Origin of the sequence: Paenibacillus cymbidii (assembly GCF_004764705.1) — a bacterium.
Classification (GTDB): domain Bacteria; phylum Bacillota; class Bacilli; order Paenibacillales; family NBRC-103111; genus Paenibacillus_AN; species Paenibacillus_AN cymbidii.
In genome coordinates this window covers 180,511-197,292 of record NZ_SHLX01000010.1, presented here as the reverse complement: position 1 = coordinate 197,292, position 16,782 = coordinate 180,511, and the positions used below count along the sequence as shown (strand labels likewise).

At 63.3% G+C, this 16,782-nt stretch carries 8 protein-coding genes; 1 reads left to right on the top strand and 7 read right to left on the bottom strand.

Features of this window, described 5'->3' with window-relative positions:
• Positions 1 to 30: 30 nt before the first annotated feature.
• The 3 genes from EXY20_RS15835 to EXY20_RS15825 are packed head-to-tail and all read right to left on the bottom strand — an operon-like array spanning position 31 to position 3,348.
• Complete coding sequence (locus tag EXY20_RS15835) at positions 31 to 1,716, bottom strand: response regulator (RefSeq protein ID WP_135552801.1); 1,686 nt, start codon at positions 1,714 to 1,716, stop codon at positions 31 to 33.
• A gap of 4 nt (positions 1,717 to 1,720) precedes the next feature.
• Complete coding sequence (locus EXY20_RS15830) at positions 1,721 to 2,266, bottom strand: heme NO-binding domain-containing protein (RefSeq protein WP_135552799.1); 546 nt, start codon at positions 2,264 to 2,266, stop codon at positions 1,721 to 1,723.
• Positions 2,263 to 3,348 carry an HD domain-containing phosphohydrolase gene (locus tag EXY20_RS15825; protein WP_135552797.1) on the bottom strand — a complete coding sequence of 362 codons (1,086 nt, stop codon included), beginning with the start codon at positions 3,346 to 3,348 and terminating at the stop codon, positions 2,263 to 2,265. The genes EXY20_RS15830 and EXY20_RS15825 overlap by 4 nt, the downstream gene beginning before the upstream one ends.
• Positions 3,349 to 3,565: 217 nt before the next feature.
• Here EXY20_RS15825 and EXY20_RS15820 point away from each other — a divergent pair, with 217 nt between their 5' ends.
• A complete protein-coding gene (locus tag EXY20_RS15820; protein ID WP_328592542.1) occupies positions 3,566 to 4,702 on the top strand; it encodes a citrate/2-methylcitrate synthase in 1,137 nt (378 codons plus the stop codon).
• A 26-nt stretch (positions 4,703 to 4,728) separates the two neighbouring features.
• Here EXY20_RS15820 and EXY20_RS38970 read toward each other — a convergent pair whose 3' ends face one another.
• The 4 genes from EXY20_RS38970 to EXY20_RS15805 form a co-directional block, all read right to left on the bottom strand.
• Positions 4,729 to 4,902, bottom strand: coding sequence for a hypothetical protein (locus EXY20_RS38970; protein ID WP_167859267.1), 174 nt, complete (start codon positions 4,900 to 4,902; stop codon positions 4,729 to 4,731).
• 268 nt (positions 4,903 to 5,170) lie between these two features.
• A complete protein-coding gene (locus EXY20_RS15815; protein ID WP_135552795.1) occupies positions 5,171 to 13,573 on the bottom strand; it encodes an RCC1 domain-containing protein in 8,403 nt (2,800 codons plus the stop codon).
• Positions 13,574 to 13,782: 209 nt separating this feature from the next.
• The gene (locus tag EXY20_RS15810; protein WP_167859266.1) at positions 13,783 to 15,624 is read right to left on the bottom strand and encodes an extracellular solute-binding protein; all 1,842 of its coding nucleotides are present in this window, start codon (positions 15,622 to 15,624) and stop codon (positions 13,783 to 13,785) included.
• Between the two features lie 311 nt (positions 15,625 to 15,935).
• On the bottom strand, positions 15,936 to 16,772 hold the full coding sequence (locus EXY20_RS15805) for a sugar phosphate isomerase/epimerase family protein (protein ID WP_135552791.1): 837 nt from the start codon (positions 16,770 to 16,772) through the stop codon (positions 15,936 to 15,938).
• Between the last annotated feature and the right edge of the window lie 10 nt (positions 16,773 to 16,782).

Below are 16,782 nucleotides of genomic sequence, written 5' to 3'. Positions count from 1 at the left end.
ACGTGCCGCTCCTCAGCCGATTCGTCTCGGCTACCGTTCGATGGAAGCCGCCACGAGCAGCTGCACTTCCCGCAGCAGCGACTCGCGATCGAACGCGCCTTTCTGGATGATTTTGTTGACGTAGCCGGACAGCCGTGCCCTGTCTTCCGACGTAATCGTCTTCGCCGTCACGACAACGATCGGAATGTCGCGCCACGCTTCGTGCTTGCGCAGCTCGTCGACGAACTGGAAGCCGTCCATCTCCGGCATCATCAGGTCGAGCAGAATGAGGCTCGGCATCGACTTGGCGACCTCCTGCAGCGCGATGCGCCCGTTGCCCGCGCGCGTGGCGGTGTAGCCCTCCCGCACCAGCAGCTTGGTCATCATGTCGCCGGTCGTCGCATCGTCCTCGATGACGAGCACATCGTTCGCCGTGCCTTTGGCAATATACTTGTCCAGCACCGCGATCAGCTGCTCGCGATGAATCGGTTTGGTGAGAAACTCGGAGGCGCCCAGCGCGTAACCGAGCTGCTTGTCGTTTGTCAGCGACAGGATGATGACCGGAATCGCGGCCAGCTCCGGATCGTTCTTCAGCTCCGTCAGCACCGCCCAGCCGTCCATGCTCGGCATCAGAATGTCGAGGCAGATCGCGCTCGGACGCAGCTTGCGGGCCAGCCGCAGCCCTTCCTGTCCGTTCTGGGCGAGCGCCACCCGCCAGCCTTCCTTGCTGAGATACCGCTCGACCAACTGCAGGGCGGACGCTTCGTCGTCAATGACGAGCACCGTCGGACGATCGTCCGCGCCGGATTCGTCCGTCGGCTCTTCGTCCGCGCGGCCGATGCCGACCGCTTGCTCCGGCAGCCAGCAGGAGAACGTGCTGCCGCTTCCGTAATCGCTGCTGACCTTGATGGCGCCGCCCATCATCTGGCTGAAATGCTGGCTGATCGCCAGCCCCAGCCCCGTGCCGCCGTATTTGCGCGTCGTCGACGAATCCGCCTGGGTGAACGGCTGGAACAGCCGCTCCAGCTGCTCCGCCGTCATGCCGATGCCGGTGTCCCTGACATCGAACCGGTAGCCGGCGACGCCTCCGCGCTCTTCCCGCACCGTGGTCAGCGCTATGGTGCCTTCCTTCGTAAACTTGCTGGCGTTGCTGAGCAAATTGAACAATATTTGCCGCAGCTTCGTCACGTCGGTCATCATTTCGCCCGGCGCCAGCGAAATGTCGAGCTTGTTGCCGTTCGCCTCCACCAGCGGATGCACGGTCGTCAGCACGTCATGAATCAGCGACGATACGTCACACGATTCGTAGTAGAGGTCGATTTTGCCCGCTTCGATCTTCGAAATGTCGAGAATATCGTTGATGAGCGCCAGCAAATGTTTGCCGGCTTTGTTGATTTTCATCAGGTCGTCGACGAACGTCGCCTCGCCCAGATCTTCGGCTTCTTCCTTCAGCATCTCGCTGTAACCGATGATGGCGTTGAGCGGCGTGCGCAGCTCGTGGCTCATGTTGGCCAGAAACTGGCTCTTCGTCAGGTTCGCCTCGATCGCTTCGTCGCGCGCCCGCGCCAGCTCCGCCGTGCGCTCCTTGACCATCTCCTCGAGATGATCGTTCAGCTGTACAAGCTCCCGATTGACCAGATAAATCTCGCGCGTTTTCTCCTCGGCGATGCGTTCCGCCGCCTTGCGCGCGTTTTTCTCCCGTTCCAGCTGTCTGCGGAGCAACTCGATATCGCTCATGCCGTTACACCCGCTTCTTCAGTGTAAAATGGGCCGACGTGCCCGCGCTGTCCGTCACATCTTCGCGCGCGATATCGATTGGTTCGCCATAGTGGGCGACACAGCCGAGAATGAGCCCTTCCGCCAGGTCGGCGAACGGACGCGAAGAGCGATACGTCATCCGCAGCTCGCCCGGCACGCTGGTGTCGTACGTGAAGCCCGGCAGCTCCGCATCCGGGTACAGCTTGCGCACTTCGACGTGGATGTAGCTGTCCACCTTCTGCAGCAAGTCGAACGCCGTCGGGTTCGCTTCGAGAAATTGCGGGTACATGCTTACAAGCTGGCCGAACAAATACTCGCCGAACACTTTGACCAGGTCCGCTACCGGAATGCCGGTCTTCCCGCTGAGCTGCACCACAAGCGAAATCATTTCGCCGTGATCGTACGTACCGACCGACGTGTAGCTGCCTCCCGAAGGCAACTCGGCCTTTTCGATAATGTGATCCGCCACTTCGAGCGAAAACTTGTTTTCGACCATTTCCAGAAACGAAGTAAATACCATGCCTTTCATGATTCCGACACTCCCCCAAAGTTGGATTGCAAAGCTTGTTCTGTCCCAAACGATTCACTATGTACAACACGCAAAAACGCGTCTACTACCAAGGGGTCGAAATGCGCGCCGCGCTGCTTGCGGATTTCGGCGACTGCCGCCTCCTGCGTCCAGGCGGTCTTGTAGGGGCGGGCGTGCGTCAGCGCGTCGTAGAAGTCGGCCAGCGCCACGATTCGCGCGACCAGCGGGATTTGATCGCCGGCCAGTCCTTTCGGGTAACCGCTGCCGTCCCATCTTTCGTGATGGAATAGCGCGATTTCGTAAGCGACCTTGAGCACCGCAAAAAAGCTTCCTTCCAATATGCTGGCGCCAATCGAGGTGTGCGACTTCATATGATCGAATTCGGAGGGAGTGAATCGGCCGGGTTTCAGCAAGATGTCGTCGGGGATGCCGATTTTGCCGAGGTCATGGAGCGGCGCCGCCAGCCGCACAAGCTCCGCATCCGCAGGGGAGAGTCCAAGCTCCCCGGCAATCGCTCCCGACAGCCAGCCGACGCGCTGTGTGTGCTGGCCGGTCATGTCGTCGCGGAACTCGGACGCTCTGGCGAGCAGCTGCAATATTTCGAACTTCGCTTTCTCCAAATCGAGCGTCCGCTCCAGCACCCGCTCCTCCAAGAGCGAGTTGTGATGCTGCAGCTCCAGATGAAGCCTTCGGGTGTTGAGCAAATTTTCGATGCGGAGGACAACTTCGGTCTTGTCGAACGGCTTGGTCAGGAAGTCGTTGGCGCCTTCGTGCAGCGCTTTCTGCTTCGCTTCCGGCGTTACGTCGGCGGTAAGCACGAGCACCGGCAAGTAGCTTCCTTCTTCCTGCATGCCGCGAATCAGCCGCAGCGCCTCGAAGCCGTCCATGCCCGGCATATGCAAATCGAGCAGCACAATATCCGGCAAACGACGGTGGAGCAACGGTTCGATTTGAAAAGGATCGGTCGTACTGGTCAAATAATCGAAGCCTGCCCGTTTCAGGATCCGCTCCAGCAAGCCGATGTTGTATTCCTGGTCATCCACGATCAGAATCGATGCACGCTTCGACCAATCGCTGTTCATTCGCAAGGCCCCATTCATCGCGATTCTCGTTCGAACTTCCACTGTCCAACTCCGCCTGCCGACAGCATCTACTCGAATTCTAGCAATTGCCATCGAATGTTGTCAATCAAGGGATACCGATAAGTATAATTTATCGAATAAATAGAATTAATAATATTTTATTTATTGAGTTGGCATGTTATGATTTTGCTAATTCAAACGATGGAGGCGAATTCGATTGGAAAAGATAGCGGCCGGACTGGAAGGGATCATAGCGGCGCAAACGTCGATCGGGCTCGTGGACGGCGCGCAGGGAAAGCTGGTTTTTCGCGGGTATGCCGCCAGGGAGCTGGCGCTGCATCGGACGTTTGAGGAGGCGGCGCATTTGCTCTGGTACGGCGAGCTGCCGGGCGCCGCACAGCTGGAGCGGCTGCGCGGGCAGCTCGCGGCGGCGCGGCGGCTGACGCCGGAGCTGCGGCGGCTGCTCGACGCGCTGCCGCCGGAAGCGCCGCTGATGAACGCGATGGCGGCCGCGGTGGCGGCGACGTTCGGCGCGGAGCCCGCCTGGCCGCCGACGGCGGAGCAGGCGATCCGGCTGACCGGCATGCTTCCGGTCATCATCGCGTACCGCTACCGGCGCTTGGCCGGCTTGCCTTGGGTGGAGCCGGCCAGCGAAGCGGAAGCGGCGAGAAGCGCGGGGGCGGCTGGCGAGGCGGAAGGCCACGTTGCCGCTTACCTGCGGCTGCTGTTTGGCCGCGAGCCGGAGCCGGCGCACGTGCGCGCGATGAGCGCCTACATGATATTGGCCATGGAGCATGGCTTGAATGCGTCGACCTTCGCCGCCCGGGTCGTAGCCTCGACGGAGTCCGACCTGCACGCGGCCGTTGCCGCCGCCATCGGCGCGATGAAAGGGCCGCTTCACGGCGGCGCGCCTTCCGGCGTCATCGCGCTGCTGGAGGCGATCGGCGCCAAGGAGCGCGCCGAACCGGTGCTGCGCGCGATGCTGGAACGCGGCGAGCGGCTGATGGGCTTCGGCCACCGCGTCTACAAAACGCACGATCCGCGGGCCGAAGCCTTGCGCGAGGTCGTCGCCGGGGTTGCCGGAGACGACCCGTGGCTCGATCTGGCGCGGCACGCGGAGGAAGCCGCGATCCGGCTGCTGGCGGAGTACAAGCCGGGACGGCGGTTGTATACGAACGTCGAGTTTTACGCCGCCGCCGTCATGCGGGCGGTAGCGATGCCGGCGGAGCTGTTCACGCCGACGTTCTCTGCGGCGCGCGTCGTCGGCTGGACGGCGCACGTGCTGGAGCAGGCGGCGAACAACCGCATCTTCCGCCCGCAGTCGGTCTACGTCGGACCGCTGCCGGAGGAGTGAGCGCCGGGCGGGACGCAAGCGGCCTTTTAAACGATGAGCGGCCGCTTGAATCGCGTCCCGTTGGCTTCGCCGGTTTCGCCGAGACTGGCGCACGAGCCAGTTAGCAGCGGGAACACAACTTGCTGCGCAGCTGTCGCCTGTTCCCGACCGCTCCGCTCGAAACGCGCCTCCTCAGCTCGCTCGCCAGCCAAATAAGCCATAAAAAATGGCTTATTCCCGCCATTTCACCCGCTCCGACAGAAATAACCAGTGAAAACACTGGTTATTTCGTCCGATCTACCAAAAATCTCACTTCTCCGCCGAATAGCCAGTGAAATCACTGGCTATTTTGCGGTTGTGCTCCCATTTAGGCAAAATAGCCAATGAAATATGGCTTATTTGGCTAAAATGCTATTCGTCGAAAAATAAAACCTCCGCCTCCCGGCATAAAAGCCGAGCGGCGGAGGTTGACGAGGAGCGCAGCCTGTGTCAGTTAATCAAATCCGCTTTGCGCAGCAGCCGCTCCAGAACGACGGCCGCTTGCGCGCGGGTAATCGCCTCCCGCGGCGACAGCCGCTCTTCGTCGCCTTCCAGGATGCCGAGCCTTACCGCTGCCGCGACAGCTTCTTTCGCCCAGCCGCTGACGTCGCCTCCGTCCGCGAAGGCGTTCACGGCGGCATCCGCCTCCGCTGCGGACAGTGCCGGCTCCAGCTTGGCAAGCTTCGCCGCGCGGGCGAGAATGGCCGCCGTTTCCTCCCGCGTGATCGAGCGCTCCGGCCGGAAGGAGCCGTCGTCCTCCCCTTGCGCCAGTCCGTATTCGGCCGCAATCGCCGCTGCGGACGCATACCAGTCGTCGGGGCTTACATCGCGGAACGGCGCGCCGTTCTCATGCGAAGCCAGGCCAAGCGCCCGGACGGCGATCGCCGCAAACTCGGCGCGGGTCACCGGCCGATCCGGCTCGTACCGCTGCTCGCCCACGCCGCGGATCACCAGCCGCGCCGCCATATTGGCGATGGAAGCTCCCGCCCAATGCCCGACCGTGTCCGCGAACGATTCGGCATTGTAGATTACCGCGTACCGGCTGTTCGTCAAACTGTTGATCACTGCAGCATACGCGCCGCCGCGTTCGACCACTTTCGTCGGCACGTGCTGCAGACTGCCGTCCGGCATCACGAGCACGCCTGTCGTGATGCGGCCCGGATCGACGCCGGGCGGGATGGCGATCGTCCGCTCCACGTACGCGTCGAACTTCCGGACGCTCACTTCCCGGCCTCCATAGGAAGCGGTCACCTGGAAGTCGACCGCCGGAGCCACCAGCACGACGCCGCCGCTTTCGTCCTCCCCTCCCGGCACAATCGCCGTTTCGCCTGCAGGCGGCTCCATGACCGACACGCGGAACCGAATGTCTTGCGGCGCGGCGCCGCCGGCGTCAAGCTGCAAGGCGATGTCAGCGAGATCGAGTTGCCTCGCCGGCAAGGCGTAAGAACCAAATTCGGTTTGTACGACGATGACGGCGTCGCCGCTCGCCATGCCGCGCACCATACGGCCGTTCAAATCGAGGTGGACGGCGGCGGAGCCGTTTCGGACCGGCACGACGACGGAAGCGCCGGTATCGGCAGTGTCCAGCCTGGCCGCCAGGGCGGTTTCGTCCAACGCGACAGTCGTCGTCCGCCGGCCGCCCGCTTCGGCGATCGTCGCCGTCGCCAGCTGCTCCTGCTCCACGCCCCCTACAATAACGGCGATGCCGCCTTCCCTTCCGGGGGCAGGTTCGTTGCCTGCCGCCTTGTCGGGCTGCTTGTCCGGCTGCTGCACGGGCTGCGGGTCATCCTCGCCCTGCGGCTCCGGTTGCCGCATGTCGCGCAGCGCAATCGGCCCGGCCGTCCCGCCGGCCGCAATGGCGTTGCCGGCCCGGTCGAACAGCGACGCGCCATCCGCCGGCTGCAGCGCAATCGTTTCCGTGCCGTTCGCCGTGCCCGTCAACGTCAGGAACAGGCGCACTGTCGTTTCGCCGCCGGCAAGCGCGGTCGCCTCTGCCGCCGTTGCCGCGTCAGTGCGTGTTGCAGCGGCAATCGCCGCCTGCGCAGCGCCGCCGCTGCCCGCTACGAACACCAGCTTCCAGCCGGCAGCGGTCACCCCGCCATAGCCGTTCGCCGTGCCGTAAACCCCTTCGCTAACCGCAACGTCTACGTACGCGTTCGCGGGGCCGGCGCTCAATCCGGCGAAGGCAGGCGCAGCCGTATCCCAGGCGGCCACCTCGGCGCCGGCCGCATTCGTCGCCAGCGCGTTGCCTGCGGCGTCGGCCACGACGCCGTTGCCGCCCGCCGCATACGTGACCGTGACGCCTTCCCTTGCCGACACGCCCAGATCGGCTACGGTCAGCCGGATTTGGCTGGACCCGACGGCGGCTGTCGCATAAACGGCATAAGCGACTGTCGCGCCGCCCGTTTCCGTTACGGCGAAACCGCCATCGCCAACCGCATCGCGGCCCGTCGCCGGCTCGCTTAATGTAACGACAAGATGAGAGTCGTCGGCGCGAGCGGCAGCGACGATTGTCGGCGCCAGCCGGTCCGGCAACGCCGCCGCGCCGCCTCCCGCATAGACCGCCAGCGCGTTGCCGGCGCGGTCGTAGACGGACGCGCCGGTCCGAGTCGAAACCGCTATCGTTTCCGCGCCGCTCGACGTCCCGTTCACTGCATAGAACAGCCGGATCGTCGTTTCGCCGCCGCCGAGCGCCGTCGCCTCCTCGAGAGTCGTTGCGTCAGGACGTTTCACCGCCGCAATCGACACGCCGGCAGCCGTGCCGCCGCCCGCGGCGAACGTCAGCTCGAACGCCGATGCGGACACGCCGCCCGTGCCGTTTGCCGTGCCATATACGCCTTCGTTGACCGTAATGTCGGCATAAGCGAAGTCCGTACGGTACTCGACCGCGGAGACGCTCGGCGCATCGGTATCCCAGGCAGCCGCCGCTGCGCCGACAGCATCCGTCGCCATGGCATTGCCGACGCCGTCGGCAATCGTGCCGTCCTCCGCCACGCCGGCCGTATACGTCACGGTGACTCCTTCTTTCGCCGACAAGCCCATATCGGCTACCGTCAGCCGGACGCTATTGACGCCGACGGCAGCGATGCCCGCGACGGCATAAGCGACGGCGGAGCCGCCCGACGTTCCCGTCTCCGTTACGGCGAAGCCGCCGCTGCCCAATTTGCTGCGCCCGGTCGCGGGCTCGCTCAGGTCGACGTCGATATGCGTGTCGTCCAAACGCGACGCGCTGACGATCGTCGGCGCCAGCCGGTCCGGCAGCGTTGCCGCGGCGGCGCCCGCATAGGCCGCCAGCGCGTTGCCCGCGCGGTCGTAAATCGCGGCTCCCGCGGCGCCGCTCTTCGGCGCGATCGTGATCGTTTCCGCGCCGCTTGGCGTACCGGCGACGGCATAAAATACGCGCACCGCCGTTTCGCCGCCGTGCAAAGCCGACGCTTCGGCTGCCGTAGCCGCATCGCCTTGCGCGACCGCCACGATCGACGCTCCCGTTGCATGGCCGCCGCCCGCGGCGAACGTCAGCTCGAAATCCGCCGCGGTCAAGCCGCCGGTGCCGTCTTCGGATGTATATACGCCTTCGCTGAACGCAAAATCCGCATAGTCGCCGCTCAGCGTATAGTCCGCGTCCGACGCGGTCGGCGCAACGGTGTCCCAGGCGGGAACCTGGACGCCTTCGGCAGGCAAAACGAGCGGATTCGGCACATACGCATAATCCCCGACAAGCAGATAGCCGCTGGCGATATATTTGACCGTTACGCCTTCCTTGGCGGCCCTTCCCATATCGGCTGCCGTCAGTTCGAGCGCCATGTACGTATCCGTATCGAGCCGAATGGCGCTTACGGGGTAAGCAAGAGCGGGATCGCCTTCGCTCCCCGTTTGTTCCACCGCAAAGCCGGCGCACTCATTGGCGCCATCGCTGCACAAGTATTCGTCGTAAATATTCCATTGGTCGTCGAAGATGCCGATATACTCGTTGAAGGTCAGGCGAATGCTCGTATCGCTGACCCGCTCCACAGAAACGATTTGGGGCGCATCCAAATCATAGAAATACATCTCATTTGTTGTCGTTTCCCCTTCGAACTCGTTGCCGAATTCGTCGTATATCGGCTTAACGACCGAAATCCGCATCGTTTCGTACCCGTTCGGCACGCCGTCAAGCGCAAGGAAGAAACGTATCTTCGTTTCGCCTCCGGTGAGCGGGGAAGCCGTTTCTTCCACTTCTCCGTCCGCTTGTCTGACCGAAGCGATGACGGCATTGACCAGCGTCCCGCCATTATCCGAAAATACAAGCTCGAAGAACGACTCGTCCAATGCGCCGGATCCGTCCCCCGAACCATATACGCCTTCGCTGAAAGGAACGTCCACATACGCATTGCCGTAATGGATCGCTTCTTGCAGACTGGGCCCGCGATCCCAGGCCGATAGAGTTGCCGATCCGTCCGCCATTTCGTTGCCGGCCGCATCCTTGATCGTGCCGTTGCCGCCCTTCGTGTAGACAACCGTGATCCCTTTCCCGCCCGATCGCGCAAAAGAATCGACGGTCAGCACGATTTGACGGCTGCTGGCTCCTTTGACGATTGCACGAACCGGGTAAACGACCGCCCCGCCGCTGCCCGTCTCCTCGACGGTAAAACCGCCGTCGCCGGCTTTGACGATGTCCGCGTCCGGCACGTTTTCGCTTAGCTGTACGACAATTTGCGTGGATGAATCTGTTCCCAAAGACGCTCCCAGCATTTTGGGCGCCAGTTGATCGTTCAGCGTGTATATGTGCTGGGCGGGAGCGGCGATGGCCGCGTTCCCCGCCTTGTCATACAGGAAATAAAAATAGTTCGGCAGCTGTACGGTAATCTTTTCCGTGCCGCTCGGCGGCTTGTCGACGGACAGAAATACGCGAATCGCCGTTTCGCCGCCTGTCAGCGGCGAGGCTGTCGCAGGCGTCGTGCCGTCGGTTTTCGCCAAAGCCTGGACCGCGATCGATGTCGCATTTCCGCCGGCCGTTTGAGTGAGAACCATATGGGAAGTACCGGGCGCTCCGGTTCCCGAAACGGTCGAGTAGACGCCTTCCGTAACCGTTACATCGAAATAGGCGTTGTCTGCGCCGAGCGCGCCCCACGTTATCGTCGGCGCCGTCCGGTCCCAGTATCCGATCGCTTTCACCGTCTCCATGCTCGCCATCTTGTTGCCGGCCTTGTCCGCCAGCGTGCCGTTGCCGGTCGCCGAGTACCCGATCGTGACGCCCTCTTTGGCCGAAACGCCCATTTCGGCAACGGTCAGAATGACATGCCTGGCATCGGCGCCTTCGGCGATCGCGGCAACGGCGTAAGCAATCGTCGCGCTTCCGGTTTCCTTGACGGTGAATCCGCCGTCGTTCGTTTGCGCAATGCGATACGCCTCCTCGCTCAGCGTCACTTCCAGATGCGTATCGTCGATGCGTCTCGCATCCACGAACGCAGGGGGCACCGCATCCCATGCCGCAATCGTTGCCGCTTCCGCCGCCGTGCCGAGCGCATTGCCCGCCTCGTCGGCCACCGCGCCGCGCCCGCCGGCCGTATAGTCGACCGTCACGCCTTCCTTGCCCGATTCGCCCATGTCTTCTATCGTCAGCACCACATGCTTCGCATCGGCTCCTTTTGCGGTAGACGTTACCGCATACATTGCCGTTCCGCCCGTTTCCTTCACGGCAAATCCGCCGTCGTGCGGGTTGTCGAGGCCGGCGGCATTTTCGCTGAGCGTCACGGTCACATGCGTGTCGTCGTCCCGCACCGCGGACACTATCGTTGGCGCGAGCCTGTCCTTCAACCGCAGCGCGCCTGTCGTTTGCGCCCCGGGCATCGCATTGCCGGCGGCATCGAAGACCGCCAGCCCGTTCACCGGCCGAAGCGTTGCCGTTTCGACGCCGGAGGGCGTTCCGGTTGTACGCAGAAAGACGCGCACCGTCGTTTCGCCGCCGGTCAACGCCCCCGCTGCCGCGACCGTCTCGTCATCGGGCCGGCGCACATCGACAATGGACGCCCCGGCGGCGTTGCCTCCGTTGCCGGCAAAATCAAGCGCCAGTTGGCCGGGAAGCAAGCCGCCCGTCCCGGCGCGCGTGCGGAAAACGCCCTCGCTTGCCGTCAGGTCGATATAGGCGTTGTCCGCAGCGACCGCCGCGCCTGCGATCGCCGGTCCGGCGGTATCGGAGCCGGGATTTTTCGCCACGACGATCGTATGCCGGGCGCCGGGCGCGAGCGCAAGCACCTTCTTGCCGGCAAACGCGCCGACCGGCACCGGCGACAGCCGGTCCTCGGCATTGCCGAGGCCAAGCTGGCCGTAAGCGCCGTCGCCGAAAGCGTACAACGCGTAGTTCCCTCCCGACTCGGTCGCCACAAACGAATGATCGTCCCCCATTGCGATAGCGACGGCCCGTTTGCCGGCAAGCGCGGCGATCGCCGTCGGCGTGTTGCGGCCGATGCGGTCTCCTTGCCCGAGCTGCCCGTTCGCATTGCTGCCGAAGCCATAGATTGCGCCCGATTCGGTAAGCACGAGAGAGTTGGTGCCGCCCGCGGCGATCGCCACCGCCTTGTCGCCGGCGGGCAGGCCGGCAATACGCGTCGGCACGCCCTTCAGCGCGTTGTCCCCGTGACCTAGCTGACCGACGGCGCCAAGTCCGAACGAGTAGACACTGCCCTTGTCGGTCAGCACCAGCATATGCACCGAACCGGCGGCAATCGCGATCGGCCGTTCGTCCGGCGCCCAATCTCCGACAATTCGGACAGGCGACAGCTGCTCCGAAATATAGCCAAGCTCGGGCACATACCGTAGCCCAAAAAAATAAACTTCATGCTGCACCGTAAGTGCCAGCGAAAAGTTGCCTCCAGCCGCGATGGCGGCGACGGGCTTGCCCGCAAGCGCATCGATCCGGGCCGGCAAGCTGCGCGGAGCTTCGTCGCCATGGCCAAGTTCGCCGAACGAACCGCTGCCGAACGAATAGACGGCGCCCGACGCCGTCAGCAGCAAGGAGTGGCGCGGACCGGCAGCTACCGCCGCAACGGGGTCGTCCGGCAGCGCCGTTATTCGGGTCGGATTCGCTGCTGTCGTGGCTCCGACGCCCATCTGGCCGATATCGGCGTAACCAAACGCATATACCGCCCCGCTCGCCGTCAGCGCAAGTGTATGCGTGCTTCCCGCCGCCGCGCCAACGACGTCGGCGGGAAGTCCCGCGATGCCGAACAGCGCGTTCGTGGCGTTGGCGTCGCTTGCGCGAGGTCCGAGCTGGCCGCCGCCGTTGTCGCCGAATGAGAATGTGCCGTACCCGCTTGCGGCGGGCAACTGCGGCGTCACCCCCAGCGCGGACACCGATGCGGCCGATTCGCCCTTGATGTTGGTCGCCGTCACCGTAACGGTGTACGGTACGCCATTGGTCAGCCCCTCAATCGCAATCGGGCTGCCGGCGGCTTGCCCGGACACGACGGACGCTCCCGCCCGAGCGTAGGCTGTATAGCCGGTAATGGCGCTGTTCCCGTCGTAAGTCGGCGCCACGAACGATACGTCGATCCGCCCGTTGCCTGGCACAGCGACGACGTCTGTCGGCGAATCCGGCACGTTGATGGACGAAGGCCCTTCCGAGATCAGGAACGCATCCGAAGTCCCGGCGTCGATCTTCTTGATGGCGACGCCGACAATCGTCAGGAGCTTGGGCGAAGCCGCATTGCCCGTTCCGCCCTGGCCGATGTTCTCTTCCCTGCCGAACGTGTACAGCTTGCGCGACTCCGTCAACGCCATTGAAAAAAACTCTCCCGCCGCCAACTGCACCACTCGCTCGCCGCCGAAGGCAGCCTTCGGAATCGGAGCCGGATTTCGCCGAATGCCGTCTTCCAGCGGCTCGCTCCCGAGTTGGCCGTCATAGCCTTGGCCGAACGAGTAGACGATGCCGTCCTCCGTCAGCACAAGCGAATGATTCGCGCCGCCGGATGCGGCAACGATTTTTTTGCCGCCGAATACGGCCGGATCGACCGGACGCGGGATCGCGGGCAAGTTGTAATCGTCGTATCTGCCCAGTTGTCCATAATTGTTGTCGCCGAACGTATAGAGCGTCCCGTCCTCCATCACGACCAACGAATGGCTGCCGCCCGCGGCTACGGCAGCGGCTTTCATGCCGTTTGGCAATCCTTGCGTAATAAGTGTCGGCACATCGGCCATATCGATGTAAGGAGACGGGTCGTAAATATCCAGTCCCGTCTGCCCGGACCAATCGCTGCCGAAGGAATATACGTTCCCGCTCACTGTCAGGAGCAGCGTATGTCTCGTACCGGCGGAAATCGCCGCAACCGGTTCCGCCAACGGAACGTGGGTCGGTACCGTTACATCCGGTCCGACCCCCGGCCCCAAACCGAGCTGGCCGCGGTCCTGCATGCCGAAGGAGTAGACTGCCCCGGACGCCGTCAACAGAAACGAAGTGTTCATCCCGGCGGCAATCGCCGTCACTTTGTCGCCTGCGCCGAGGCCGGGCACTGCAATCGGCGCCGGCAGCGCCTGATCCAACCGATTGCCCGTCCCCAGTTCGCCGTGCGGGTTGCTGCCGAACGAATAAACGGCCCCGTCCACGGACAACGCCAATGTATGCCGGTAGCCATTGGCAACGGCGACAATCCGTTTTCCCGACAAGCTGTCGACCAGCCGCGGCGTCGACTGAACCAGCGGGCTATCGTAGCCGCGTTCGGTACCGCCTCTGCCGAAGGAATATACTTCCGGGGCCGTACCTTCCTCCGTCTGGCTGTCCCCGGCCAGCGCCGGCGCCGGCATCGTTAATGCCGGCAGCAATGCCAGCAGCAGAACAAGGAGTATCGACAGCTTTCTCCGACCTTCGTGCCATTTCATAACCAATCTTCATTCCTTTCCGTATTTCGTCGGCATTCGACAACGATCCTAGGACCATTTTACCAACCGTGGATGACAGAAAACTTACAAAACTGGTCGTGTTGCTCATCCGGCATCGAAGAAGAACCGATCCGCACGCGAAAAAGCCATCCGCAGACTCCCGTACCGCAATCGGAGTCCACGAATGGCTTTGGTTTTATTTTCGCTCGCTATTTCCCCGGTTCCGCACCGCCGGTTCGTTGGCCCAGCCAGCTCGAGTAGCTCGCGTCCGCTTTCAGCTCGCCGACGAATAGATCCCAGGCCGCAATCGGCGTCGCGCCGAGCACGTATTTCAGCTTCGCCTGCTGGATGCGCTGCGCCAGCGAGATGCCGGCCTCCTGATCGTCCATGTCGATCGGCCGGTCCAGTAATATTTGTCCAGCAAAGCCGGCCGCTTCGCGCGCTTCCAGCACGGCGTCGTCGGCCGCTTCGCTCCCCGCCGAACCGAACACTCCCGCCAGCAAGGCGCGGTCCTGTTCGTTCAGCCCGGCGCCTTCGGCTGCGGCTCCGCTCTCCGCCAGCGCATAGACGCGGTCGAGGAACGCGAGCACCAGCGGCAGCTTCGCCGCGGTTACTTGCCGCGGTACGGCGAACGAACCGCCGTTGCCGGCCGTCAGCGGCACCACGGCTTCGCCTCCCGGCGCGCGCAGCGACACAAGCGGCGTCAGTTTCGCCCGCGGATTCGTCTCCTGCAGACGTTTCTCCGTCTCCCGCGCCTCCGCCAGCGTCATCGCCGCCAGACCGGCTCTCCCGTCGTTCATCAATTGCTGCGCCTGCTCCGCGTTCACCACCGGAAAATCTTTGGCCGCCAGCCCTTCCGCATAAGCCTGGTACAGCCACTTCAGCGCATCGCGGGTGCCGGGCTCCGTCACCGTATCGATCGCCCGTCCGTCGCGAACGGCAAGCCGCCCCCCGCTTTCGTTGAACACGTTTTCGATCCAGGCGAAACCGCCAAGCCCCGCGCCATCGATCGCTCCGGTCATGCCGAGCGTATCGTTTTTGCCGTTCCCGTCGGGATCGCGCTGCGTGAACGCTTGCATCGCGGCGTACAGCTCCTCCATCGTCGTCGGCAACGGCAGGTCGAAGACGTCCAGCCAATCCTGGCGGATGACCGGGAACCGGCCGTCAAACGGCGATTGCAGCAGCGGAATGCCGTATACTTTCCCTCCCGGCGACACCGCGTGCTCCTGCATGAGCTTCACCTGAGCGGCCAAATGCGGATAATCGGCCAAATATGGCGTCAAATCCCAGAACAGGCTGTCGACCAGCTCGGCGCTGTAAGTGGCCGAATCCGGCAGCAGCATAATATCGTCCGGCTCACCGGCGGCCAGCATGACATTCATTTTCATCAGATACATGTCGCCGCCGATCAGCGTCAGAGACAGCTTGTTCCCTGTCGCCTTCTCCAGCTTCCCGCTCAAATCGGCAAAACCGGCATCCTGCCAAGCCGGAGTGCTGGCCGCCATTTCGATCCGCACCGGCCCCAGAAGCGATTCGCCGATCGAGATGCTGCGATTGAAGCCGTCCCACGTCACTTCGCGTTTGTCTTCCTCGGCAACGAAACGCAGCGGCACGTACGGCACGCCGTCATGCAGCCGGACCGGGGCCGGCAGTTGCCGGCTTTCCCCGTTCGCCAGCGCCTTGTCGCTGTCCACGGTGAAGACGATCGTCAGTTTGTCTTTGGCGGCGGTAATTTGACCGGCCGCTTCGTTCCAGTCCGCACGGAAGCCAAGCGCTTCCAGCAGCGAGCGGTAAGGCGCGAAGGTGGAATCGTTGTCGATGATCAATTCTTGCTCGAACATGATGGCGGAGGAACGCTCCAGCCAAACTTTCAGCGTATCGGTCGACGGGCGGAGCGACGTCAAGTCGTCCCACGGGGATTTCAGCGGTTGCCGGGCTTCCCGGACCTGCTCTTGCGGAACCGGGGCGGGTACGGGCGTCTCCGCCGCCGCCCATGCCGTTTGCGTCAGCAGAACGGCCGCCGTGCAAACGGTTGCCACTTTCTTTTTCACGGGGGATTCGTCTCCTTCTCTTTGGTATGTACGGTACTTCTCCCGATAATTGGACGCGCGCGCGGACGGGAAAGTTGCTGTTTCCGCCGATTTCCGGCGAATTCCTCGCCAGGCGCCTTTCAAGCGACGCTGCCTCCCCCACAAATAAGCCATGTTTGATTGGCTATTCCGCCCAAAATCGACGAAAGCAAAAAAATAGCCAGCAAAATCGCTGGCTATTCATTAGAAAAGTTCGATTTGGAAGCGATTCGCTCACAATAACCAGTGAAAACACTGGCTATTTTCGTCGGGCCGCCCGTGAATGGATCTTCTTACAGCCCCGCTGCGGCGAACACTTTATCAAAACCGCGCCGGGAGCGTTCCAGCAGCGTTTCCGGCGAATCCGTCGGCGGCTGCTGGGTGAGAATTTCCTGCGATACCGGACCGGCATAGCCGATCGTACGCAGCGCCTTCAGGAACCCGGCGAGGTCGATGACCCCTTCGCCCGGGTAGAGCCGGCCGTTGTCGAGCGCTTCGGCAACCGGCACGTCCGGCGCGTCGTTGATGTGCACGTGGACGATCTGCTCCGCCTTCAGCGCCGTAATATCGTCCAGCGTCATTTCGTTCGTGTACCAATGGTACGAATCGAACAGCAAACCGACGTTCGATTCGCCGATTGCGGCGATCCAGTCGAGCGTCTCCTGCTGCGTGCGGACGAACGGATGCGCCCAGCGCGTGCGCAGGTGATGCGGCCCCACGTACTCGAGGCCGAGGCGGATGCCGTAAGCGCCGAGAATTTGCGCGCATGTGCGCAGCCGCCGCGTCGTAATCAGCGCATAATGCGCCGCAGGCTCGTCCGTCGCCGGCAGGATGTATGTGCAGCAAGCCGTGCCGCCAAGCGCCGCAGCCGCAGCCGCCTGAGCCGGCAGGTTCGCCAGGCTTTCGCGGAACTTCTCTTCGGTGGTGCGCCAGTCGACGCTGAGCCCGATCGAGCCGAGCACGACGCCGTTCTCCTGCAGCAAAGCGCGCGCGCCTTCCACCCCGAGGTCGTCGACCAGCCCTTTGGCGTCCACGTCAACCGCCTGAAATCCGTATTGGCCCGCCAACCGGATCAAGTTCTGACCGCCGCCGACATTGCCGAGTCCGGCGCCCGTTAATCCTCTCAACATTGCGTTTTCC

Coding starts and splice junctions, on each gene's coding strand:
- EXY20_RS15825 (WP_135552797.1), bottom strand. CDS start 3,348: ATGAACAGCGATTGGTCGAAGCGTGCATCGATTCTGATCGTGGATGAC.
- EXY20_RS38970 (WP_167859267.1), bottom strand. CDS start 4,902: ATGGCTTATTTGGCTGGCGAGCGAGCTGAGGAGGCGCGTTTCGAGCGG.
- EXY20_RS15805 (WP_135552791.1), bottom strand. CDS start 16,772: ATGTTGAGAGGATTAACGGGCGCCGGACTCGGCAATGTCGGCGGCGGT.
- EXY20_RS15830 (WP_135552799.1), bottom strand. CDS start 2,266: ATGAAAGGCATGGTATTTACTTCGTTTCTGGAAATGGTCGAAAACAAG.
- EXY20_RS15815 (WP_135552795.1), bottom strand. CDS start 13,573: ATGAAATGGCACGAAGGTCGGAGAAAGCTGTCGATACTCCTTGTTCTG.
- EXY20_RS15835 (WP_135552801.1), bottom strand. CDS start 1,716: ATGAGCGATATCGAGTTGCTCCGCAGACAGCTGGAACGGGAGAAAAAC.